Origin of the sequence: Streptomyces sp. NPDC060031 (assembly GCF_042736805.1) — a bacterium.
Classification (GTDB): domain Bacteria; phylum Actinomycetota; class Actinomycetes; order Streptomycetales; family Streptomycetaceae; genus Streptomyces.
The window spans coordinates 1-22,180 of record NZ_JBHWVM010000109.1; the positions used below are offsets into that span (position 1 = coordinate 1).

General features: G+C 72.7%; 22 protein-coding genes. 12 read left to right on the forward strand and 10 right to left on the reverse strand.

All coding sequences use genetic code 11. The features are described 5' to 3' along the window. Positions 1 to 28: 28 nt before the first annotated feature. A complete protein-coding gene (locus ACFWB8_RS32370; RefSeq protein ID WP_385235238.1) occupies positions 29 to 1,792 on the reverse strand; it encodes a biotin carboxylase N-terminal domain-containing protein in 1,764 nt (587 codons plus the stop codon). A 376-nt stretch (positions 1,793 to 2,168) separates the two neighbouring features. Here ACFWB8_RS32370 and ACFWB8_RS32375 point away from each other — a divergent pair, with 376 nt between their 5' ends. Beyond that, positions 2,169 to 2,627 (forward strand): hypothetical protein, encoded by a 459-nt coding sequence (locus ACFWB8_RS32375; protein ID WP_385235241.1) that lies wholly within the window; start codon positions 2,169 to 2,171, stop codon positions 2,625 to 2,627. On the opposite strand, the gene ACFWB8_RS32380 is transcribed toward ACFWB8_RS32375, so the two are convergent. From ACFWB8_RS32380 to ACFWB8_RS32395, 4 genes are all read right to left on the reverse strand, one after another. Continuing rightward, positions 2,608 to 3,216 carry a Maf family protein gene (locus ACFWB8_RS32380; RefSeq protein ID WP_385235244.1) on the reverse strand — a complete coding sequence of 203 codons (609 nt, stop codon included), beginning with the start codon at positions 3,214 to 3,216 and terminating at the stop codon, positions 2,608 to 2,610. The two genes, ACFWB8_RS32375 and ACFWB8_RS32380, sit on opposite strands and share 20 nt — an antisense overlap. A gap of 41 nt (positions 3,217 to 3,257) precedes the next feature. Next, positions 3,258 to 3,392 carry a morphogenic membrane protein MmpB gene (gene mmpB / locus ACFWB8_RS32385; protein ID WP_385235247.1) on the reverse strand — a complete coding sequence of 45 codons (135 nt, stop codon included), beginning with the start codon at positions 3,390 to 3,392 and terminating at the stop codon, positions 3,258 to 3,260. Positions 3,393 to 3,468: 76 nt separating this feature from the next. Next, the gene (locus ACFWB8_RS32390; RefSeq protein WP_385235295.1) at positions 3,469 to 3,684 is read right to left on the reverse strand and encodes an acyl-CoA carboxylase epsilon subunit; all 216 of its coding nucleotides are present in this window, start codon (positions 3,682 to 3,684) and stop codon (positions 3,469 to 3,471) included. A gap of 21 nt (positions 3,685 to 3,705) precedes the next feature. Next, complete coding sequence (locus ACFWB8_RS32395; protein ID WP_385235250.1) at positions 3,706 to 5,304, reverse strand: acyl-CoA carboxylase subunit beta; 1,599 nt, start codon at positions 5,302 to 5,304, stop codon at positions 3,706 to 3,708. Between the two features lie 131 nt (positions 5,305 to 5,435). Here ACFWB8_RS32395 and ACFWB8_RS32400 point away from each other — a divergent pair, with 131 nt between their 5' ends. The 5 genes from ACFWB8_RS32400 (at position 5,436) to hutH (ending at position 11,356) form a co-directional block, all read left to right on the forward strand. Then, on the forward strand, positions 5,436 to 6,314 hold the full coding sequence (locus ACFWB8_RS32400; RefSeq protein ID WP_385235253.1) for a biotin--[acetyl-CoA-carboxylase] ligase: 879 nt from the start codon (positions 5,436 to 5,438) through the stop codon (positions 6,312 to 6,314). A 131-nt stretch (positions 6,315 to 6,445) separates the two neighbouring features. Continuing rightward, a complete protein-coding gene (locus ACFWB8_RS32405) occupies positions 6,446 to 7,609 on the forward strand; it encodes an adenylate/guanylate cyclase domain-containing protein (protein ID WP_385235256.1) in 1,164 nt (387 codons plus the stop codon). A 111-nt stretch (positions 7,610 to 7,720) separates the two neighbouring features. After that, entirely contained in the window at positions 7,721 to 8,515 is a 795-nt protein-coding gene (locus ACFWB8_RS32410) for an enoyl-CoA hydratase/isomerase family protein (RefSeq protein ID WP_385235259.1), read from the forward strand. A gap of 112 nt (positions 8,516 to 8,627) precedes the next feature. Beyond that, the gene (locus ACFWB8_RS32415) at positions 8,628 to 9,740 is read left to right on the forward strand and encodes a diguanylate cyclase domain-containing protein (protein ID WP_385235262.1); all 1,113 of its coding nucleotides are present in this window, start codon (positions 8,628 to 8,630) and stop codon (positions 9,738 to 9,740) included. A gap of 74 nt (positions 9,741 to 9,814) precedes the next feature. Then, a complete protein-coding gene (hutH, locus tag ACFWB8_RS32420) occupies positions 9,815 to 11,356 on the forward strand; it encodes a histidine ammonia-lyase (protein ID WP_385235298.1) in 1,542 nt (513 codons plus the stop codon). Positions 11,357 to 11,459: 103 nt separating this feature from the next. On the opposite strand, the gene ACFWB8_RS32425 is transcribed toward hutH, so the two are convergent. Then, the gene (locus tag ACFWB8_RS32425) at positions 11,460 to 11,759 is read right to left on the reverse strand and encodes a hypothetical protein (protein ID WP_385235301.1); all 300 of its coding nucleotides are present in this window, start codon (positions 11,757 to 11,759) and stop codon (positions 11,460 to 11,462) included. Positions 11,760 to 11,884: 125 nt separating this feature from the next. Here ACFWB8_RS32425 and ACFWB8_RS32430 point away from each other — a divergent pair, with 125 nt between their 5' ends. The 5 genes from ACFWB8_RS32430 to ACFWB8_RS32450 all read left to right on the forward strand — a co-directional run bounded on the left by ACFWB8_RS32430 (position 11,885) and on the right by ACFWB8_RS32450 (position 16,990). Then, positions 11,885 to 12,226: a hypothetical protein gene (locus tag ACFWB8_RS32430; RefSeq protein WP_385235265.1), complete on the forward strand. Its 342-nt coding sequence runs from the start codon at positions 11,885 to 11,887 to the stop codon at positions 12,224 to 12,226. Between the two features lie 119 nt (positions 12,227 to 12,345). Beyond that, positions 12,346 to 13,617: an Ig-like domain-containing protein gene (locus ACFWB8_RS32435; protein ID WP_385235268.1), complete on the forward strand. Its 1,272-nt coding sequence runs from the start codon at positions 12,346 to 12,348 to the stop codon at positions 13,615 to 13,617. Between the two features lie 142 nt (positions 13,618 to 13,759). Then, positions 13,760 to 15,262: an ABC transporter permease gene (locus tag ACFWB8_RS32440; protein ID WP_385235271.1), complete on the forward strand. Its 1,503-nt coding sequence runs from the start codon at positions 13,760 to 13,762 to the stop codon at positions 15,260 to 15,262. A 50-nt stretch (positions 15,263 to 15,312) separates the two neighbouring features. Further along, on the forward strand, positions 15,313 to 15,990 hold the full coding sequence (locus ACFWB8_RS32445; protein WP_385235274.1) for an ABC transporter ATP-binding protein: 678 nt from the start codon (positions 15,313 to 15,315) through the stop codon (positions 15,988 to 15,990). Positions 15,991 to 16,024: 34 nt separating this feature from the next. Next, positions 16,025 to 16,990, forward strand: a complete 966-nt coding sequence (locus tag ACFWB8_RS32450; RefSeq protein WP_385235277.1) for a GNAT family N-acetyltransferase — start codon at positions 16,025 to 16,027, stop codon at positions 16,988 to 16,990. On the opposite strand, the gene ACFWB8_RS32455 is transcribed toward ACFWB8_RS32450, so the two are convergent. Then, complete coding sequence (locus tag ACFWB8_RS32455; protein WP_385235280.1) at positions 16,980 to 17,894, reverse strand: helix-turn-helix transcriptional regulator; 915 nt, start codon at positions 17,892 to 17,894, stop codon at positions 16,980 to 16,982. The two genes, ACFWB8_RS32450 and ACFWB8_RS32455, sit on opposite strands and share 11 nt — an antisense overlap. 219 nt (positions 17,895 to 18,113) lie before the next feature. Between ACFWB8_RS32455 and ACFWB8_RS32460 the strand changes: the two genes are divergently transcribed. Next, positions 18,114 to 19,160: an NAD(P)-dependent alcohol dehydrogenase gene (locus tag ACFWB8_RS32460; protein ID WP_385235283.1), complete on the forward strand. Its 1,047-nt coding sequence runs from the start codon at positions 18,114 to 18,116 to the stop codon at positions 19,158 to 19,160. Positions 19,161 to 19,334: 174 nt separating this feature from the next. On the opposite strand, the gene ACFWB8_RS32465 is transcribed toward ACFWB8_RS32460, so the two are convergent. From ACFWB8_RS32465 to msrA, 3 genes are all read right to left on the reverse strand, one after another. Next, entirely contained in the window at positions 19,335 to 21,053 is a 1,719-nt protein-coding gene (locus ACFWB8_RS32465; RefSeq protein ID WP_385235286.1) for a serine/threonine-protein kinase, read from the reverse strand. Between the two features lie 72 nt (positions 21,054 to 21,125). Further along, positions 21,126 to 21,635 carry a hypothetical protein gene (locus tag ACFWB8_RS32470; protein WP_385235289.1) on the reverse strand — a complete coding sequence of 170 codons (510 nt, stop codon included), beginning with the start codon at positions 21,633 to 21,635 and terminating at the stop codon, positions 21,126 to 21,128. Further along, on the reverse strand, positions 21,628 to 22,180 hold a 553-nt coding region (msrA, locus tag ACFWB8_RS32475), incomplete at its 5' end, for a peptide-methionine (S)-S-oxide reductase MsrA (RefSeq protein WP_385235292.1). The genes ACFWB8_RS32470 and msrA, both read right to left, overlap by 8 nt.

A 22,180-nucleotide genomic window follows, 5' to 3' on the forward strand; every position in this document is an offset into this window, starting at 1 on the left:
CAGGCCCCGCCCGGCGTTTCGGGTGGTGTCAGTCCTTGATCTGGCAGATCGTCGCGCCCGCCGTCAGGGAGGCGCCGACCTCGGCCGAGAGGCCGACGATCGTGCCCGTGCGGTGGGCGTTCAGCGGCTGCTCCATCTTCATGGCCTCGAGTACGACGATCAGATCGCCCTCGTTGACCTGCTGGCCCTCCTCGACCGCGACCTTGACGATCGTGCCCTGCATCGGGGACGCGAGGGTGTCGCCGGAGGCGGCCGGGCCGGACTTCTTCGCCGCGCGACGCTTCGGCTTCGCGCCGCCCGCCGCGGCCGTGCGGGCCAGGGTCATGCCCAGCGAGGACGGGAGCGAGACCTCCAGGCGCTTGCCGCCGACCTCGACGACCACCGTCTCGCGGCCCGGCTCGTCCTCGGTGTCCTCCGCGGCCGGGACCACGAACGCCGGGATCTCGTTGACGAACTCGGTCTCGATCCAGCGGGTGAAGATCGTGAACGGGGCGCCGTCCTTCGGCGCGAACGCGGGGTCCGCGACGACCGCACGGTGGAACGGGATGGCCGTGGCCATGCCCTCCACCTCGAACTCGGCCAGCGCGCGCGCCGCCCGCTGCAGGGCCTGCTCGCGCGTGGCACCCGTGATGATCAGCTTGGCGAGCAGGGAGTCCCAGGCCGGGCCGATGACCGAGCCGGACTCGACGCCCGCGTCCAGGCGGACGCCCGGACCCGTCGGCGGGGCGAACTTGGTGACGGTGCCCGGGGCCGGCAGGAAGCCGCGGCCCGGGTCCTCGCCGTTGATGCGGAACTCGATGGAGTGACCGCGCAGGACCGGGTCCCCGTAGCCGAGCTCCTCGCCGTCCGCGATGCGGAACATCTCGCGGACCAGGTCGATGCCGGTGACCTCTTCGGTGACCGGGTGCTCGACCTGCAGACGGGTGTTGACCTCCAGGAAGGAGATCAGGCCGTCGGCGGAGACCAGGAACTCGACCGTGCCGGCGCCGACGTAGCCGGCCTCCTTCAGGATCGCCTTCGAGGCGGCGTACAGCTCGGCGTTCTGAGCCTCGCTCAGGAACGGCGCGGGAGCCTCCTCCACCAGCTTCTGGTGGCGGCGCTGCAGCGAGCAGTCGCGGGTGGAGACGACGACCACGTTGCCGTGGGAGTCGGCCAGGCACTGGGTCTCGACGTGCCGCGGCTTGTCGAGGTAGCGCTCGACGAAGCACTCGCCGCGGCCGAAGGCGGCGACCGCCTCGCGCACGGCGGAGTCGTAGAGCTCCGGCACCTCTTCGAGGTTGCGGGCGACCTTCAGACCGCGACCGCCACCGCCGAAGGCGGCCTTGATCGCGATCGGCAGGCCGTGCTCCTTGGCGAACTCGACGACCTCGTCCGCCCCGGAGACCGGGTCGGGCGTTCCGGCCACCAGCGGCGCACCGGCGCGCTGCGCGATGTGCCGGGCGGCGACCTTGTCGCCGAGGTCGCGGATGGCCTGCGGCGGCGGCCCGATCCAGGTCAGACCCGCGTCGATGACGGCCTGCGCGAAGTCGGCGTTCTCGGAGAGGAAGCCGTATCCGGGATGGATGGCGTCCGCGCCGGAATCGGCGGCGGCCTGCAGGACCTTGGAGATGTCCAGGTAGCTGGCGGCCGGGGTGTCACCGCCCAACGCGAAAGCTTCGTCGGCCGCGCGGACGTGCAGAGCGTCCCGGTCCGGGTCGGCGTAGACGGCTACGCTCGCGATCCCGGCATCCCGGCAGGCCCGAGCAACGCGGACAGCGATTTCGCCACGGTTGGCGATGAGCACCTTGCGCACGATGGCTCCCTCCTTGAAACAAGCTGAGTTTAGGGACAGTCCACACGGCCTTTCGACCCTTCTCCAGAGGTGACCTTGCCCACACGGAGTGTGATTCGAGTCCACCTCGAGCCGAAAAAACCCTTGTGGCGCCCCAGGCCAGGGGGATCCCCGACTGCACAGTAACCCTGTCGTGTGCCTGAGGTCTCTGTGCGGCCGGTCAGCCGCCCCGGGTGATTCTTTGTCGAGTCCCTACGAACGGCCCGCGCATTCCTTGCGCGGCCGCCCAGCGGGAGGCCTACGGTAACGAAGCTGCCCCGACCCCTTGTCCGCGGGTTTACCCGTTAGTAGCCTCCAGGCGTCGAACAGGCTTGTGCTTGTGGGGGGTGGGGGCGTCGTGGGTGTGGGTGTCGTGCTGCGCAGACTCGTGGCCGCGGTCGCCGGGGTCGTGATCGCGGCGGAGGCGGTGGTGCTCGTTTTCGTCCACATCGTCCTGGGGCGGACCACGCACAACCAGTCGATGTCCATCGCGGGCATGGATCCGGATGTCATGTCCAAGGCAACGTACGCGCTGGGGGCGGGCATGGGCGCCTTCCTCCTGCTCTGCGCCGCCCTCCTGGCCGTCGCCGCGATCCGCGACCGGGCCCCCGGCTCCTTCGCGCGCGTCGTGCTCATCAGCGCCGCCGTGACCCACGGCGTGCTCGGCGCCCTGGCCGTGGGCCTGGTCGGCTGGGGCGCCTTCGCCGTGCTGATGCTGATCCTCTGCCTGCTCGTGCTGACCCTGACGCTCTACGCGGCCAAGGACGGCGGGACCGCGGCCGCCCCGCAGGGGAGCCTCACGCCCACAAGTCCGTGATGGACACGCCCAGTTCCGCCAGCAGGGAGCGCAGCAGCGGAAGTGAGATCCCGATCACGTTGCCGTGATCCCCGTCGATGCCCTCGATGAACGGCGCCGACAGCCCGTCCAGCGTGAAGGCACCCGCCACGTGCAGCGGCTCGCCGCTCGCCACGTACGCCGCCACCTCCGCGTCCGTCGGCTCGCCGAAGCGGACCGTCGTGGACGCCGTGGCCGAAACCTTGGCCCCGGTCGCCGTGTCGATCACGCAGTGCCCGGTGCGCAGTACGCCGGCCCGCCCGCGCATCGACTTCCAGCGGGCCGTGGCCTCCTCGGAGTCCGCGGGCTTGCCCAGCGCCTCGCCGTCCAGCTCCAGCACCGAGTCGCAGCCGATCACCAGGGCGCCCGCGGCCTCCTCCAGGCCCGCCACGACGCCCGCCTTGGCCTCGGCCAGCGCGAGGGCCAGATCGGCCGGGTTGTCGTGGCTCAGGGTGTCCTCGTCGAAGCCGCTGACGATCACGTGCGGGGCCAGCCCCGCCTGGCGCAGCAGGTTCAGCCGGGCGGGCGAGGCGGAGGCGAGGACGAGGGCGTGGCGCGGTTCGGCAGTCATGCCCGCCATCGTAGGGGTGGAGCCGAGCGGCCTCGGGCCGCTCAGAACCCGCCCACGCCCAGGACGTAGACCACCACGAGCATCGCGATGACGACGACGACGGTCATCCGCCGGACCATCGCCTGCGCGTCGCGCATGTCCTTGGGTGGCTCGTTCTTCGGGTCTGACCAGAGCATGCCCCGATCCTGTCCCCGAAGCGGCGGTGGCGCCTGAGTACGGGTACTCAAGCGCCACCGCCACTTCAAGCCATCTTCAGCCCTGACCGGGCCAGTACGTACGGCCCCACGCGCGGGCCCCCGGCTGCGGGAGCGTCCGCCGGGCCACCCGGCCCGGCGCCGACCACGCGTCCGCCACCCGCGGGGCGCCCGACGGCGTGGCCGAGGCCAGCACCGCCGCGCGCGCTTGGACCACCGCCAGTGCGGCGGCCAGCTCCTCGGGGGTCGGATTGCCCTTGACGACCTTGATCACCACAGTGACCTCCTGGAGGGGCTAGAGGGGGATGTTGCCGTGCTTCTTCGGCGGCAGGGACTCCCGCTTGCTGCGCAGCTGCCGCAGCCCCTTCACCACGTGCGCCCGGGTCTCGGACGGCATGACCACCGCGTCGACGTACCCGCGCTCGGCGGCCGTGTACGGGTTCAGCAGCGCGTCCTCGTACTCGCTGATCAGCCGTGCACGCACCTCCTCCACATCATCCGCCCCCGCCGCCGCGTCGGCGATCGTGCGGCGGTGCAGGATGTTCACCGCGCCCTGTGCGCCCATGACGGCGATCTGCGCGGTCGGCCAGGCGAGGTTCAGGTCCGCGCCCAGGTGCTTGGAGCCCATGACGTCGTACGCGCCGCCGAAGGCCTTGCGGGTGATCACGGTGATCAGGGGGACGGTGGCCTCGGCGTACGCGTAGATCAGCTTCGCGCCGCGCCGGATGATTCCGTTGTACTCCTGGTCCGTGCCCGGCAGGAAGCCCGGCACGTCCACAAACGTCAGCACCGGGATGTTGAAGGCGTCGCAGGTCCGCACGAAGCGGGCGGCCTTCTCGGAGGCGTTGATGTCCAGGCAGCCGGCGAACTGCATCGGCTGGTTGGCGACGATGCCGACCGGGTGCCCCTCGACCCGGCCGAAGCCGGTGAGGATGTTCGGGGCGAAGAGCGACTGGGTCTCCAGGAACTCCGCGTCGTCCAGCACGTGCTCGATGACCGTGTGCATGTCGTACGGCTGGTTCGCGCTGTCCGGGATCAGTACGTCGAGCTCGCGGTCGGTGCCGGACACCTCGGTGTCCGCCTCCTCGGGGAAGGCGGGCGGCTCGGAGAGGTTGTTCGAGGGCAGGTACGCCAGCAGGGACTTGACGTACTCGATCGCGTCCTTCTCGTCGCCCGCCATGTGGTGCGCGACGCCGGACGTGCTGTTGTGCGTGCGCGCCCCGCCCAGCTCCTCGAAGCCGACGTCCTCGCCGGTGACGGTCTTGATGACGTCGGGGCCGGTGATGAACATGTGCGAGGTCTGGTCGACCATGACCGTGAAGTCGGTGATCGCGGGGGAGTACACGGCGCCGCCGGCGCAGGGCCCGACGACCAGGCTGATCTGCGGGATCACGCCGGAGGCGTGGACGTTGCGGCGGAAGATCTCGCCGTACATGCCGAGCGCGCTGACGCCCTCCTGGATGCGGGCGCCGCCGGAGTCGTTGATGCCGATGACCGGGCAGCCGGTCTTCAGCGCGAAGTCCATCACCTTGATGATCTTCTGACCGTAGACCTCGCCGAGGGCACCGCCGAAGACGGTGAAGTCCTGCGAGAACACGGCGACGCAGCGCCCGTCGACGGTGCCGTAGCCCGTGACGACGCCGTCCCCGTACGGGCGGGTCTTCTCGAGCCCGAAGTTGGTGGACCGGTGCCGGGCGAGCTCGTCCAGCTCGACGAACGAGCCCTCGTCGAGCAGCAGTGCCACCCGCTCACGCGCCGTCAGCTTGCCCTTGGCGTGCTGCTTCTCCACCGCCCGCTCGGAGCCGGCATGGGTGGCTTCATCGATGCGACGCTGCAGATCCGCGATCTTCCCCGCGGTGGTGTGCATGTCGATCGGCTCTGACGGTTGTGACATCGGGGTCGCGGCTCCCTGTGTGGTGTCAACTGCCTGGTCAATTGATTGACTCCGGCTGGCTACTGGTGCGTAGCGTATCGGCGGGCATGGCGCTCGGCAGTGCGGCGTTTGACACACCTACTGTGGGTTGCATGACGCCATCAGATGCATCAGGCGGGGCTTCCACCGGAGCTTCCGCGGGCCGCTGGTCGAGCCTCGACCGGCCGCCGTTGAATGCCGCCTCGCTGCGGCGGGCACTCGTGACCGACGGGGGGCTGTGGACCTCGCTGGAGGTGGTCGCCGCCACCGGGTCGACCAATACCGATCTCGCCGCGCGGGCCGCGGAGCTGCCCGAGGGGGCCGTGCTCGTCGCCGAGGAGCAGACCGCCGGGCGCGGGCGGCTCGACCGGAGCTGGGTCGCGCCCGCGCGCTCCGGGCTGTTCTTCTCCGTGCTGCTGAAGCCGGGGCCCGGCGTGCCCGCCGAGCGGTGGGGGTGGCTGACCCTGCTGGCCGGGGTGGCCGTCGCGAACGGGCTGTCGCGGGCCGCCGGGGTGGACACCGCACTCAAGTGGCCCAACGATCTGCTGGTCGGCGTGGAGGGGGAGGAGCGCAAGGTCGGCGGGATCCTCGCCGAGCGGGTCTCCGACGGCGTCGTCATCGGGATCGGGCTGAACGTCACCCTGACCGAGGACGAGCTGCCCGTGGACACCGCCGGGTCCCTCGCGCTGGCCAAGGCCGCCGTCACCGACCGGGACCCGCTGCTGAAGGCCGTCCTGCGCTCCCTGGAGCAGGGGTACGGGGACTGGCGCGCGGCCGCCGGGGATCCGGCGGCCAGCGGGCTGCAGGAGACGTACGCGGCGGGCTGCGCCACCCTCGGCAAGCACGTGCGGGCCGAGCTGCCCGGCGGCCGCACACTCACCGGGACGGCCGAAGCGGTGGACACGGACGGACGGCTGGTCGTACGGACGGCGGAGGGGGAGCGGGAGGCCGTCGGGGCAGGGGACGTCGTGCATCTGCGGTCGGTCCGGTAGCCCGGGAAGAGGTCGGGGAGTGGGGAGTGAGCTACGGCACACCTGCCGTATGGTTTAGGCGATCCCGGTCCTCGCGGTGATCACCCGGTTGGCCGGGGCAGTGTGCGCACGGAATGGACAGGAGGCGGCCCTTGACCGTCGACGACCCTACGTCCAGCGCGTCCGCCTCCGGATCGGCCGGGCCCTCAGGTCCGGGCACCCCGATCGGGCGCGACCAGCACACTCCCCACCACGAGGTGGACCACACGGCCCAGCCGACGGCCGACCCGCTCGCGATCCGGCTGGAGCAGCTGATCCTGGGCGCCGAGCGCCGGTACACGCCCTTCCAGGCGGCCCGTAGCGCCGGCGTCTCGATGGAGCTCGCGTCCCGCTTCTGGCGGGCCATGGGCTTCGCCGACATCGGCCAGGCCAAGGCGCTCACGGAGGCCGACGTACTGGCACTGCGCCGCCTCGCGGGCCTGGTGGAGGCCGGGCTGCTCAGCGAGCCGATGGCGGTGCAGGTGGCCCGTTCCACCGGGCAGACCACGGCGCGCCTCGCGGAGTGGCAGATCGACTCCTTCCTGGAGGGGCTGACGGAGCCGCCGGAGCCGGGGATGACCCGTACGGAGGTCACGTACCCGCTGGTGGAGCTGCTGCTGCCGGAGCTGGAGGAGTTCCTCGTGTACGTGTGGCGGCGCCAGCTGGCGGCCGCGACCGGGCGCGTGGTGCAGGTGGCGGACGACGAGGAGATGGTCGACCGGCGGCTCGCGGTGGGTTTCGCGGACCTGGTGGGCTTCACCCGGCTGACGCGCAGGCTGGAGGAGGAGGAGCTCGGCGAGCTGGTCGAGGCCTTCGAGACGACGGCGGCGGACCTGGTCGCGGCGCACGGCGGCCGGCTGATCAAGACGCTGGGCGACGAGGTGCTGTACTGCGCCGACGACGCGGCGACGGCGGCGGAGATCGCGCTGCGGCTGATCGAGACGATGGAGGTCGACCCGCAGATGCCGGAGCTGCGCGTCGGCATCGCCTTCGGCACGGTGACGACCCGGATGGGCGACGTGTTCGGGACCACGGTGAACCTGGCGAGCCGGCTGACGTCGATAGCTCCGAAGGACGCGGTCCTGGTGGACGGGGCGATGGCGAAGGAGCTCGGGCGCACGGGTGCGGCGCCGGTCTCGGAGAAGGAGGCCGAGTCGCAGGAGGGCGGCGGCGGGTACCGCTTCGCGCTCCAGCCGATGTGGCAGCGTCCGGTCCGCGGGCTGGGTGTCGTCGAGCCCTGGTCGCTGACGCGACGCAAGCGGCCGGGCGCCGGGTAGGACCGGGCGACCTCGCCGGGGTCGCGGCGGCGGGCGCCGTGAACCCTGGCCCGGCCGGCCGGGTACCCCCTAGGATCCCCCGGGTAACGCTCGTTAACCGGGAGGGCCGCTGTGGTGTCAGAGTCGGAGTTCGTTTCGGTACGCCGGCACGGTGGGGGCGGCGTCGTCGAGCTGGTCCTGGACCGCCCGAAGGCGATGAACGCGGTGTCGACGGACATGGCCCGGGCCATCGGGACGGCCTGCGCCGAGCTGGCCGCCGATCCTTCCGTACGGGTCGTCGTGCTGTCCTCCGCGGCCGAGCGGGCCTTCTGCGTCGGGGCGGACCTCAAGGAGCGCAACTCCCTGTCGGACGCGGAGCTGGTGCGCCAGCGGCCGACCACGCGGGGTGCGTACGGGGGCGTGCTGGAGCTGCCGATGCCGACGATCGCGGCGGTGCACGGCTTCGCGCTGGGCGGTGGCTTCGAGCTGGCGCTGGCCTGCGACGTGATCGTGGCCGACGAGACGGCGGTGGTCGGCCTGCCCGAGGTGTCGGTGGGCGTGATCCCGGGTGGCGGCGGGACGCAGCTGCTGCCGCGCCGGGTGGGCGCGGCCCGTGCGGCCGAGCTGATCTTCACGGCGCGCCGGGTGGAGGCGCCCGAGGCGCTGTCCCTGGGCCTGGTGGACTCGGTGGTGCCCGCCGGTCAGGACACGGCCGAGGCGCTGGCGCTGGCGGCGCGCATGGCGGCGAACTCCCCGGTCGGGCTGCGGGCCGCCAAACGGGCGCTGCGGCTGGGGCACGGGATGGACCTGGAGGCCGGGCTGGAGATCGAGGACGCGGCCTGGCGGACGGTGGCCTTCTCGGGCGACCGGGCGGAGGGTGTGGCGGCGTTCAACGAGAAGCGCAAGCCGAACTGGCCGGGGCAGTAGTCCGGCGCAGGCGCGCGCCGGGGCCGCTGCGGGTCTCGCCTCTGTGATCTTGATGCCGGCGAAAGCCGCGCCAATTATCACCAAATCGGGTAAAACTCCCTAACCTGGGATGATGGGAGTCAACGGGCGGCTGCGAGCCGTTGTGGGCCTCGCGCAGGCCATGGCGGCCGCGTGCGCGCCGCGGGACAGTGTGCGGGCCGCGGCGCGCGGGGCGCGTCTGGCGATGGACGGGTCGTTCGCCGCCATCTCCGCCTGGGAGCGCGAGCGCGGGCGGCTGCGGGTGCTCGTGAACGAGGGCGGGCGCCGGGCCGGCGAGGAGGAGTTCCCCGAGGACGAGTCCTACCCCGTCCACGACTTCCCGGAGATCACCGAATTCCTCCACGAGCGCTGGGTCGGCGGCGGCGGGCCGCACGCCTGGGTGGAGAGCGCCGTGGGCGAGCGCCCCGGGCGGCGCGGGGAGGCCCTGCGCCGCCGCGGGCGCGGGAGCTGCGTGGTCGCGCCGATCGTGCTCAGCGGGCGGGCCTGGGGCGAGCTGTACGTCGCCCGCGACGAGGGGCTGGCGGACTTCGACGAGGACGACGCCGAGTTCGCGACCGTGCTGGCGGCCGTCGTCGCCGCCGGACTCGCGCAGAACGAGCGGCTGGAGGAGGCCCGCCGGCTGGCCTTCACCGATCCGCTGACCGGCCTCGCGAACCGCCGCGCGGTGGACATGCGGCTCGACGAGGCCCTGGAGGAGCACCGGCGGACGGGGGCCGTGGTCAGCCTGGTGGTCTGCGACCTGAACGGCCTCAAGAAGGTCAACGACACCCTCGGCCACGCCATGGGCGACCGGCTGCTGGAGCGGTTCGGGTCCGTGCTGAGCCTGTGCGGGGCCATGCTGCCCGGCGCCCTCGTCGCCCGGCTCGGCGGCGACGAGTTCTGCCTGGTGGGGGTCGGGCCCACCGCCGACGAGGTGGTGCGGGTGACCGAGGAGGTGTGCGTACGGGCCGCCGAGCTGGAGCTGGGGGAGGGGGTGGCCTGCGGCGTGGCCTCGACCGGGGACCCCATCGGCCCGGTGAAGTCCTCCCGGCGGCTGTTCCGGCTCGCGGACGCCGCCCAGTACAAGGCCAAGGCCGCGCGCTCCCCGAAGCCGGTCGTGGCCGGGCGGGACACCGCCGTGGTGCGGCTCGCCGACGCCGCGCAGGAGGCCGCGGGGGAGCGCCGCCGCTTCCGCGGCCGGGCGTAGGCCGTGTGCGGGGGCGGGCGGGACGATGGCTAGTGACATGAAGCGATTCAGTCCGTAGGGTGCTGAATATGGATATGCACACTGTCGTGGTGGGAACGTCCGGGACCACCGCCGAGGACGTCATCGCCGTCGCCCGCGGCAACGCACGCGTCGAACTGTCCGGCGAGGCGCTCGAAGCGCTCACCCGCGCCCGCGAGATCGTGGACGCCCTGGCCGCCAAGCCCGAGCCCGTCTACGGGGTGTCCACCGGGTTCGGCGCCCTGGCCTCCCGGCACATCAGTCCCGAGCTGCGCGCGCAGCTCCAGCGCAACATCGTCCGCTCGCACGCCGCCGGCATGGGCCCGCGCGTCGAGCGCGAGGTCGTGCGCGCGCTGATGTTCCTGCGCCTGAAGACCGTCTGCTCCGGCCGCACCGGCGTCCGGCCCTCCGTCGCCCAGACCATGGCCGACATGCTCAACGCGGGCATCACCCCCGTCGTGCACGAGTTCGGCTCCCTGGGCTGCTCCGGCGACCTCGCGCCGCTCTCCCACTGCGCCCTCGCGCTCATGGGCGAGGGCGACGCCGAGGGCCCCGACGGGGTCGTCCGCCCCGCCGGCGAGCTGCTCGCCGAGGCCGGCATCAAGGCGGTCGAGCTCCGCGAGAAGGAGGGCCTCGCCCTCCTCAACGGCACCGACGGCATGCTCGGCATGCTGGTCATGGCGCTGGCCGACCTCGGCAAGCTGTACACCGCCGCCGACATCACCGCCGCCCTGACCCTGGAGGCGCTGCTCGGCACCGAGAAGGTGCTCGCCCCCGAGCTGCACGCCATAAGGCCGCACCCGGGCCAGAGCGCCTCCGCCGCCAACATGGCCGCCGTCCTGGAGGGCTCCGGACTCGTCCGCCACTTCCAGGAGGAGTCGGCTCCCCGGGTCCAGGACGCGTACTCCGTGCGCTGCGCCCCGCAGGTGGCCGGCGCGGGCCGCGACACCATGGCGCACGCCGCCCTGGTCGCCTCCCGCGAGCTGGCCGCCGCCGTCGACAACCCGGTGGTCCTGCCCGACGGGCGCGTGGAGTCCAACGGCAACTTCCACGGCGCCCCGGTCGCGTACGTGCTGGACTTCCTGGCCATCGCCGCCGCCGACCTCGGCTCCATCGCCGAGCGCCGCACCGACCGGCTGCTCGACCACAACCGCAGCCACGGCCTGCCGCCGTTCCTCGCGGACGACGCCGGTGTGGACTCCGGTCTGATGATCGCCCAGTACACGCAGGCCGCCCTGGTCAGCGAGATGAAGCGGCTCGCCGTGCCGGCCTCCGCCGACTCGATCCCCTCCTCCGCGATGCAGGAGGACCACGTCTCGATGGGGTGGTCGGCCGCGCGCAAGCTGCGTACCGCCGTCGACAACCTGACCCGGATCATCGCCATCGAGATGTACGCGGCCACCCGCGCCATCGAGCTGCGCCACGGGCTGACCCCGGCTCCGGCCAGCCGGGCCGCCATCGCGGCGGCCCGCGCCGGAGGCGTCCAGGGTCCCGGGCCGGATCGTTTCCTCGCGCCTGACCTGGCCGCCGCCGACGCGGTGGTCCGTACGGGCGCTCTCGTCGCCGCGGTGGAAGAGGTGACGGGGCCGCTCGCCTAGCGAGGGGGAACACCGTACGCACGGCAGGGCCGCGCGGGGACACGATCCCGGCGCGGCCCTCGCCGCATCCGGCCGTCCGGTCGGCGGCGCTCGCGGAGGCGCCCTACAGGGCGCGCGAGCGGCGTACCGAGAAGGTCACGAACCCGGCGCCCAGGCCCAGGCAGAGCGTGCCGCCGAGTACGTACGGTGTGGTGTCGACGCCGCCGGTGTCGGCGAGCCCGAGGGAGACTTCGGCGGCCGAGGCCACCTCTGTGACCTCGGCGGACCCGGCGCCCTGCGCGCTCAGCCCGGAGGCGGCGGACGCGCCGGAGGCGTCCTTCGCGTGCCCGGGTGCGGTGGCATTGGCCGAGGGCACGAACCACAGGACGGCGAGGAGGGTGGTCGCTCCGAGAGCGGTGAGCATCGATCGACGTGCGGACACGGTGCGATCCCCCTTGTGGCAGCAGCGAATTGGCCCCGTGCGGTGATGCTACGGAAAGGGGCGGGTCGTGGGAAAGCCGGGGGTTCCGCGGGCTTACGCTCCGTCGTATGAACACTTCTGAGACATCACGTTACGTACGGCTTCGGGTCGATTTGGTGCTGGAGGTGCCGGACTCGGCGGCACTCACCGGAGCCGCGCTCGCCCACATCAAGGCCGATGAATTCATGCCGGACGAGGAGCGCGGCCACGCCGAGGCGGCCGTCCGGGAGGACGAGTCGGAGGCCCTGGCCTACCTCGTCGACCCCACTGACCTGGTCGCGGAGATCCCCGGGGTGGAGCTGGCGCAGGCCTCCTGGAGCAGTGAGCCCGTGGAATACGACCCCGAGTCGATGGAGTGGGACATCGACGAGGAAGATGGGGACTTCGACGCAGAGACCGACAACGCCTGACCGTGGGGTTGACCACATTCGAACGGGATGTGGAACCGATCCGGGCCATGAACGCGTTGTCACAACGAGGCAGGGGGGTCTGTCCCCCCTGCCCGGGGAATTACGGGGTTCCGGCAACGATGGAGTGGCGTGTGAGGACGGACAGCAAGCGACGGAGAAGGTCCCTGGTGGCCATATCCGCCGTGCTCGGCGGCGTACTGATGCTCTCGGCCTGCAACGACGGCGGCGACCAGCCCAAGGGCAGCGGGGAAGCGTCCGCGAAGTCCCAGGCGGACGTCGACGCGGCAGCGGCCAAGGACACGTCCAAGGCCCGAATAACCATCACGCCGAAGGACGGCGCCACCAACGTCGGCCTCAACGACGCGGCGAACGTGGCCGTCAGTGACGGCACGCTCACCCAGGTCGAGCTGAAGACCTCCGAGGGCACGGCCGTCGCGGGCAAGATAGCCGCCGACGGCAAGAGCTGGAAGCCGGACGCCGCGCTCAAGCGCTCCACGAAGTACGCGCTGTCGGCGGCGGCGAAGGACGAGGCCGGCCGCGAGGCGCACGAGAACGCCTCCTTCACCACGGTCTCTCCGGAGAACAGCTTCGTCGGCTCGTTCATCCCGGAGGAGGGCCAGACCGTCGGCGTGGGCATGCCGGTCTCGATCACCTTCAACAAGCCGATCAAGGACAAGAAGGCCGTGCAGGCGGCCGTCAGCGTCACCTCCAGCAGCGGCCAGGAGGTCGTGGGGCACTGGTTCAGCGCGCAGCGCCTGGACTTCCGCCCGGAGAAGTACTGGACGGCGAACTCCACCGTCACGCTGAAGATGACGCTGGACGGCGTGCAGGGCGCTCCCGGCGTCCAGGGCGTGCAGAACCGGACCGCCACCTTCAAGATCGGCCGCAGCCAGGTCTCCACGGTGGACGCGAAGACGAAGAAGATGGTCGTCACCCGCGACGGCGCGGTCCTCAAGACCGTCCCGATCTCGGCCGGCTCCCCGGAGAACCCGACGTACAACGGTCAGATGGTGATCTCCGAGAAGTTCAAGGAGACCCGGATGAACGGCGCCACCGTCGGCTTCACCGACGACGACGGCAAGGGCGAGTACGACATCAAGGACGTCCCGCACGCGATGCGGCTGTCCAACTCCGGCACCTTCGTCCACGGCAACTACTGGGGATCGGACTCGATCTTCGGCAGCGTCAACACCAGCCACGGATGCATCGGCCTGAACGACGCCAAGGGCGCGGGCGACCCGGACCAGCCGGCCGCCTGGTTCTTCGACAACTCGCTCGTCGGCGACGTGGTCGTGGTGGTCAACTCCCCGGACAAGACCATCAAGCCGGACAACGGCCTCAACGGCTGGAACATGAGCTGGGCGGACTGGAAGGCCGGCTCGGCCGCCTGACGCACCGCGACGACTGAACCCCGACGGACGGCGGGGAGCCCTGACGGGGGCTCCCCGCCGTCCGTCTTTCCCCTGCGTCTTCTCATACGACTCTTACCCGCGCCTTATCCGGCGATTAGGGCCGCCGCCTAGCTTCGGCCGCATGTTCTTCACCTACCTCCGGCGCGAGTTGCGCCGCCGCAGGAAGGCGGCGCTCGTCGTCGCCTCCGGGCTCGCCCTGGGCATCGCCCTCGTCATCGTCGTCACCTCCGTCTCCGCGGGCATGACGCAGGCCCAGGGCAAGGTCCTCCAGTCGCTGTACGGGCTGGGCACGGACATGACCGTCACCAAGGCCCAGACCCCGCCCGGCGAGGGCGGCGCCGCGGCCCGCCCGCGCTTCCGGTTCGACGCCAAGGGCGAGGACGACGCGAACGCCGACGCCGCGCAGAGCCGCGACATCGTGATGCCGCAGGGCTTCCAGACCCTCGACGCCGCCACCGTCGGGAAGGTGTCCGCGCAGAACGGCGTCGCGAAGGCCGTCGGCGGACTCAGCCTCCAGGTGATGAAGGTCGACGGCCAGTTCAGGCGCGGCGAGTTCAAACGCGCCGAGGGCGGCGCCACCGCGGCCAAGCCCGGCGCGTCGGCCGGCGGCGCCGGGGGCGGGGGCGCGGGCGGGCCGGGCGGCACGGTCCAGGGCGGCGGCGCCGACTTCGACGTCAACTCCTTCACCGTGTACGGCACGGACGTCACGCAGCCGGACCTCGGCCCCCTCACCACCTCCAAGATCACCTCCGGTCGCGGCTTCCAGGTGGGTGAGAGCGAGGCGGCCGTCGCCGTCGTCGACAGCGCGTACGCCAAGCAGAACAAGCTGGCCGTGGACTCGGAACTGACCGTCAAGAGCGCCAAGTTCAAGGTCATCGGCATCGCCACCGCCGACAGCGGGGACGCCGCTGCGAACGTGTACCTCCCGCTCAAGCAGGCCCAGACGCTCGCCGAGACCCCGGACAAGGTCACCACGGTCTACGTGCAGGCCAAGGACTCCCAGGGCCTCGCCTCCGTCAAGGCGGCCATCCAGAACAACGTGCCGGACACCACCGTCACCACCTCGGCCGACCTCGCCGACACGGTCTCCGGCTCGCTCTCCACCGCCGCCTCGCTCGCCTCCACGGTCGGCACGTGGCTCTCGTACGCCGTCCTGCTGGCCGCCTTCCTCGTCGCGGGACTCCTCACCTCCTCGGCCGTCTCGCGGCGCGTCCGCGAGTTCGGCACCCTCAAGGCGCTCGGCTGGAAGAGCGGCCGCGTCACCCGCCAGGTCGCCGGTGAGGCCCTGGTCAACGGCCTGCTCGGCGGTGTCCTGGGCATCGGGCTCGGCCTCGGGGCCGCGTACGCGATCACCGCGGTCAGCCCGACGCTGACGGCGCAGCTCGCGAGCGGCGGTGGCCACGGCGGTGGCCACGGCGGCCGGATGGCGGCCGGCGGCTTCGGCGGCCCCGCCCGCCAGGCCGCGGGCAAGGCCCTCGACGTCGCGCTCACCGCACCCGTGTCCCTCGCCACCATCGGCCTGGCCGTCGCCCTCGCGGTCGCGGGCGGCCTGATCGCGGGCGGCTTCGGCGGCTGGCGCGCGTCCCGGCTGCGGCCGGCGGACGCGCTGCGCCGCGTCGAATAGCCGCTCCGGCCCCCACCCACGACTTCACCAGCAAGCGAGGAACGAACGAGATGTACCAACTCAGCGGTGTGACCAAGCGCTACCAGCGCGGCAAGGAAACCATCGACGCGCTGGCCGGGGTGGACCTGACCATCGAGGACGGCGGCCGGCTCGTCATCCAGGGCCCCACGGGCGGCGGCAAGTCCACCCTGCTCCAGATGCTCGGCGCGCTCGACCGGCCGACGGCGGGGCAGGTCGTGCTCGACGGCCTGGACCTGGCCACGGTGTCGGAGGCGCGGCTCACCCGGGTCCGGGCGGAGAACATCGGCTTCGTGTTCCAGTCCTTCAACCTGATCCCGACCCTGACCGCGCAGGAGAACGTCGAGACGGCCCTGGTCCCGCTCGGCCTCAAGGCGCGGGAGCGGCGCGAACGGGCCGCCGAGGCCCTGGAGTCGGTGGGCCTGGGCGAGCGGATGGGGCACGTGCCCGGGGAGATGTCCGGCGGGCAGCAGCAGCGCGTCGCCATCGCGCGGGCCCTGGTGAAGCGGCCGAAGGTGCTGCTGGCCGACGAGCCGACCGGCAACCTCGACGAAGCCATGCGCGACGAGGTCATGGACCTGCTGGAAGGGCTGTGGAAGGAACACGGGCTGACCTTCGTGATGGTCACGCACGACAGCGCGCTGGCCAAGCGGGCCCCGCGGGTGGCGACCATCCGGCGCGGCAAGGTGACGGTCACGGAAAACCCCTGAGTGGACGGGCGGGGGCGCGGCTAGGGTCCGGGCCATGAGGATCACGAAGCTCTCCGGGCCCCCGACCGACACCGAGGTGGACGCGTGGGCCGCGACCGTGGCCGGGGCCCACGCCGCCGACCTGCCGGACGTGCCCGCGCCGACCCGGGCGGAGACCGCCGGGCGGCTGCGGGTGCCGCCGGCGCGCGGCCGCGCCGCGCTCTGGACCGCCGAGGGGGGCGCGGGCGTGGCGGCCCTGCTCCTGTTCACGGACGAGGCCAATGGCCACACCGCGTTCCTCGACGTGCTGGCGGTACGTCCGGACGCGCGCCGGCGGGGCATCGGCGCCGCACTGTGGGAGCGGGTCCGCGAGGAACTGCTCGCGCAGGGGCGGACCTCGGTCGCGACGATGGCCGACCTGGGCGGTCCGGGGCAGGCGTTCGCGGAGGCGCTCGGGTTCGAGAACGTCCTGCCGATGGCCTGGTACGCACAGGAAGTGGCGCGGCGGCAGCCGGTGGAGGTCCCCGCCACGCCGGGCTACGAACTGCGGGCCTGGCACGGCCTGGTGCCGGACGACTGGGCGGACCCGGTGGCCCGGGCGCACGGAGCCATGGAGGACGCGCCCATGGGGGACGTGGACGAGAGGGCCGAGTCCTGGACGGCGCAGCGCCTGCACGCGGCCCAGCGTCTGATCCTGGACCGGGGCGGCGAGCTGACCACGGTCGCGGCGCTCACCCCGGCCGGGGAGGTGGCGGCGTACACGGAGCTGGTCCTGCCGGATCCCGGCGGAGTCCGCGCCCTCCAGTACGACACGGTCGTGGTCCCCGCCCACCGGGGCCGGGGCCTGGGCCGCGCGGTGAAACTGCGCATGGGGGAGCTGGCGGCACACCGGTACCCGGCGCTGCGGCAGATCGCCACGACGGTGGCGGACGAGAACACCCCGATGCGCACGGTGAACGAGGCCCTGGGCTACCGGAGCGAGCGCGCCGCGGCGTACTTCCAGCTCCAGCTCAAGCCGTAGCGGGCCGGTCCTCGGACGGGACCTGGGCGGGCGGGGCAGCGGGGGCCGTCGGGGCCGAACGGGCGGACCACGACGACAGCAGCCGCAGCGCGTCCGCCGAGGGCGAGTCCGGCGCCGGGTGGTAGGTGACCAGGAACTGCGCCGAGTCGTCCGGGAGGGCCAGCGTCTCGAAGGACAGGTCCAGCTCGCCCACCAGCGGGTGCCGCAGCCGCTTCACGCCGTGGGTCTTGTTGTCGCCCACGGTGTGCGCGGCCCACAGCCGCCGGAACTCCTCGTTCTTCACCGACAGCTCGCCGACCAGCGCCGACAGCTGCTCGTCGTCCGGGTGCGTGCCCGCGTACACGCGCAGGTTGCTCACCACCTCGCAGGCCCGGCACTCCCAGTCCGTGAACAGCTCCGCCGTCGCCGGGTCGAGGAACGTCAGGCGCACGAGGTTGCGCTCCTTGGGCGCCAGCGCGCCGAAGTCGCCGAAGACCGCCGCGGCCAGCCGGTTCCACCCGATGACGTCCTGCCGCCGCCCCACGAGGTAGGCCGGCACGTCCTCCATCGCGTCCAGCAGCGTCCGCACCCCCGGCCGGACCTGCTGCGGGCGCGGGGCCGAGCGCCGCTTGCGCGGCCTCGGCTGCGCCAGGTGGTTCAGGTGCTCGGTCTCGGTGTCGCCCAGGCGCAGCGCCCGCGCGATGGCGTCGAGGATCTCCGCCGACACGTTGTGCCCGCTGCCCTGCTCCAGCCGCGTGTAGTACGCGACCGACACCCCGGCCAGCAGCGCCAGCTCCTCGCGGCGCAGCCCGGGAACCCGCCGGTGGCGCCCGTGGTCGGGCAGGCCGACGTCCTCGGGGCGCAGCCGCGCCCGCCGGGAGCGGAGGAACTCGCCGAGCTCGGTTCGCTGGTCAGGCTGGTCCATGCCCCCAGTATCGCCGCGCGGGGCGGCGGCCGGAGGGCTGTGCCTGACCCTGCCAGGGGTAGGCCCGCCAGTCATAGGCGCGACAGGGCAGGACTGGCGGCCGGGTGCCGGCCACCGGGTGCGGCAGGCTTGAACGCACCGCAAGGAACCAGCAACGAACCAGCAAGGCACCGCATGCAAGACCGTCACCACAGCGTCGCGCTTCGAGGAGCACCTCTCATGTCAGTCACCCAGGCCGCCGCCTTCGCCGCCCCCGCCCCCAAGGCCCCGCTGGAGCGCACCACCGTCCCGCGCCGCCCGGTCCGCGAGCACGACGTGCTCATCGCCATCAAGTACGCGGGCATCTGCCACTCCGACATCCACCAGGCCACCGACGGGTGGGGCGAGGGCATCTACCCCATGGTCCCGGGCCACGAGATCGCCGGTGTCGTCACCGAGGTCGGCCCCGGCGTCACCCGGTTCGCGGTCGGCGACCGGGTCGGCGTGGGCTGTTTCGTCGACTCCTGCCGGGAGTGCGAGTACTGCCTGCGCGGCCAGGAGCAGTACTGCGCCAAGGGCATGACCGGCACGTACAACGCCCTCGACAAGAACGGCGAGCCCACCTACGGCGGCTACTCCACCCACATCGTCGTCGACGAGAACTACACCGTCCGGATCCCCGACGGCCTCGCCCTCGACGTCGCCGCCCCGCTGCTGTGCGCCGGCATCACCCTGTACTCCCCGCTCAAGCACTGGGGGGCCGGCCCCGGCAAGCAGGTCGCGATCGTCGGCCTCGGCGGTCTCGGCCACATGGGCGTCAAGATCGCGCACGCCCTGGGCGCGGAGGTGACCGTGCTGTCGCAGACCCTGCGCAAGCGGGAGGACGGGCTGAAGCTCGGCGCCGACCACTTCCACGCCACGAGCGACGAGGCCACCTTCGACGAGCTGGCCGGCCGCTTCGACCTGATCGTCTCCACCGTCTCCGCGCCCCTCGGCTTCGACGCCTACCTCGGGCTGCTGAAGGTGGACGGCGCGCTGGTGAACGTCGGCGCCCCGGAGGAGCCGGTCTCGCTGAACCTGTTCTCCGTCATCGGCGGCCGCAAGACGCTGGCCGGCTCGATGATCGGCGGGATCGCCGAGACCCAGGAGATGCTCGACTTCTGCGCGGAGCACGGGCTGGGCTCCGAGATAGAGGTGATCGCCGCCGAGCAGATCAACGAGGCGTACGAGCGGGTGCAGGCGGGCGACGTCCGCTACCGGTTCGTCATCGACACCTCGACGATCTGACCGGAGCGGGAGGAGACGCGCGATCCGCGCGATCGTCCGCGCCGACGGCCGCACCCTCGACACGACCGGCACCCCGACGGGCGCCACGGGCCCGGCCGCGATCGGCCTCGACGGCTGCGGCATCCGCGGCGTCCGCGGCGTCCGCGGCGTACGACTGCTCCACCTGGTGGTGGGTTAAGGGACGTACCACTGCTGGAACTTGTTGTCCGGAGTACAGGTGGTGATGGCCAGCTCCTTGCCCGCGCCGACATGGGTCAGGCAGGTCTGGCCCGAGTAGTTCTTGATGTAGTACGCGCCCGGCGTGGGTGCCTCCACCAGCTTCCACGAGGTGTCGGCGGCGCCGGAGGTGGGGATGAGACGCGGACTTGAGGAGGACTGCAACGACTGGCCGAGCCGGGGACCGCTCAGGCTGCAGGCGTTGAACTTGGTCCACTGGGGTTTCGTTTTCACCCAGCCGAACTCGGTGTGGCCGCCCATGATCACCTTCGTGCCGCCGTCGGGGCTGTCGGCCACGAGGCCGATCTTGAGCCCGTCGCTCACGTTGGTGATCGCGCCCCAGTCCGCTCCGCCGCAGCCCTGCGGGACCGCGGAGCCCTGGCTGGCGGGCGGGGGAGCGGGCTTGTTGCCGGAGCCACCGGAGCCGCCGGTGGCCGGCGTGCCGCCGGAACCGCCCGCCGCGGCCGCGCCGCCGACGTTGCCCTGAGCCGGGCCGGTGCCGGGACCGGTGCCCGAGCCCGGCGACTGGCTGCCGTTGGCGCCGTCGGGGGACGGCGCCGAGCCGGGGACCGCCCCCGGGCTCGCGGCCGCACTCGCCCCGCCGCCCGGCGACGCGGAGCCACCGGGGGCGGCCATGGACACCACGGGGCCCGGGCCGGGAGCCTTCGCGTCGTGCTGGTCGGCCCCCCGGTCGATGTACAGCGTCGTGCCGACGCCCACCACGACCACGACGGGCACGAACAGCGCGATGGTCCGGCCCCGCCGCGCACGCGGCGCTGCCGCGGCGGCCGTCGGGGGTGCGGGAGCTGGAGCGGGAGCGGGAGCGGGTATCGGCGGGGGCACGGGTGCGGGCGCGGGTTCCTGCTCCCCGGCGGCGGCGCGCCGCGCCGCGGCCGCCATCACCGCGGCGTCGGGGTACCGGTCCTCGGGCTGTTTGGCGAGCGCGCGGGCGACGAAGGCCCGTACCGCTTCCGGAAACGCGGAGGGAAGGTCGGGCGCGGGCTCCCGGATGTGCTTGAGCACGACCTCCAGTACCGAGGAGCCGGGGAACGGCACCTCGCCGGTCAGCAGTTCGTAGCAGACGACGCCGAGGGAGTAGAGGTCCGACGCGGGGACGGCGGCGATGCCCTCGGCCTGCTCGGGGGCGGTGTAGAGCGCGGTCCCGAGCACCGCGTGGGAGGCGGTGAGCCGGGTGCTGCCCGTGGAGCGCGCGATGCCGAAGTCGGTCACCGTCACGCGGCCGTCGGGGCGGAGCATCAGGTTCGACGGCTTGACGTCGCGGTGCACGATGCCCCGCCGGTGCGCGACGTGCAGGGCGTCGAGCGCCTGGGCGGCGATGTCCAGCGCCTCGGCGACGGGCAGGGGCCCGCGATCCGCGCGCACGTCCTCCAGCGGGCGGCCGTCGATGAGCTCCATGACGATGTACGCGGTCTCGCCCTCGCCGTAGTCGTGGACGTCCACGATGCCGGGGTGGTTGAGCGCGGCGAGGATCTTGGCCTCCCGCCGGAAGCGCGCGGCGAACGTGGCGTCGTCCAGCAGCGCGGGCAGCAGGATCTTGACGGCGACTTCCCGCTCCAGCACCCCGTCACGGGCCCGCCAGACCTCCCCCATGGCACCCCTGCCGAGCCGCTCGACGAGCGTGTACCGCTCCCCGAGCACGGTCCCCTGGTCCCACATGCCCGGTCCCCCCGTAGCGCGCGAATTGACTGGTGATCAGTCAACCGCAGTCTGTCATGCGTGACTTGGGCGTCACATCCCCGGGTTGGGGGCAGCCTGCCCGGCGGCGGGGGTGCTCACGGCGGGCGGACGGGCAGCTCGTGGACCCCAGTCGTACGCGTAGCGGTTCGCGGCCCGGTCGAATGTCGCCTCGACCGGGTGCGGAGGCAGTCCGAGCTCTTCCTGCGCCCACAGGAGCAGCGCCGCGGCCAGGCCCTCCGGCTGGAAGTCCGCCTCGGGGAACAGGACGCGGTGGACCGTGACGAGGGTGCGCCGGCCCGGGGCGCGGCAGGTGAGGGCCGGTGCGGCCAGGCAGGCGCCGAACCGCAGCCAGTCGGCCTCCTCGGCGGACAGCCGCACCCCCCGGTGGTCCGTGACCGGGTGGGTGCGGACGGGGGTGGTGTCGAGCCACACCCCCTCCGAGACCCGCTCGCCGCGCGTCGGCCGCTCGGCGGTCACCGCCGCCGAAGCCGTCAGCTCGGTCCAGATGCCCCACGGGCCCCGCAGCAGCCGGTACCGCGAGGTGCGCGGATCCTCAGGCATCCGTCGACGGGGCCGGGGCCACGCCGATCGGGCAGGAGACGCCCGTGCCGCCGATGCCGCAGTAGCCGCCCGGGTTCTTGTCGAGGTACTGCTGGTGGTGGGCCTCCGCCGGCCAGAAGGGGCGCTCCGACGCCGGGAGGACCGCCGTGGTGATCCGGCCGTGGCCCGAGGAGGTGAGGACCCGCTGGTACGCGTCCCGGGAGGCCTCGGCCGCCGCCTGATGGGCGGGGGAGTGGGTGTAGGCCGCCGAGCGGTACTGGGTGCCGACGTCGTTGCCCTGGCGGAAGCCCTGGGTGGGGTCGTGGGACTCCCAGAACAGCTTCAGCAGGGTGTCGTAGGAGACGAGCGCCGGGTCGAAGACCACGCGGACGACCTCGGTGTGGCCGGTCAGGCCCGAGCACACCTCCTCGTACGTCGGGTTCTCGGTGTGGCCGCCCTGGTACCCGGCCAGGGTGGTCCACACCCCGGGGGTCTGCCAGAACTTGCGCTCCGCGCCCCAGAAGCAGCCCAGGCCGAAGTCCGCGACCTCCAGGTGCGCGGGATAC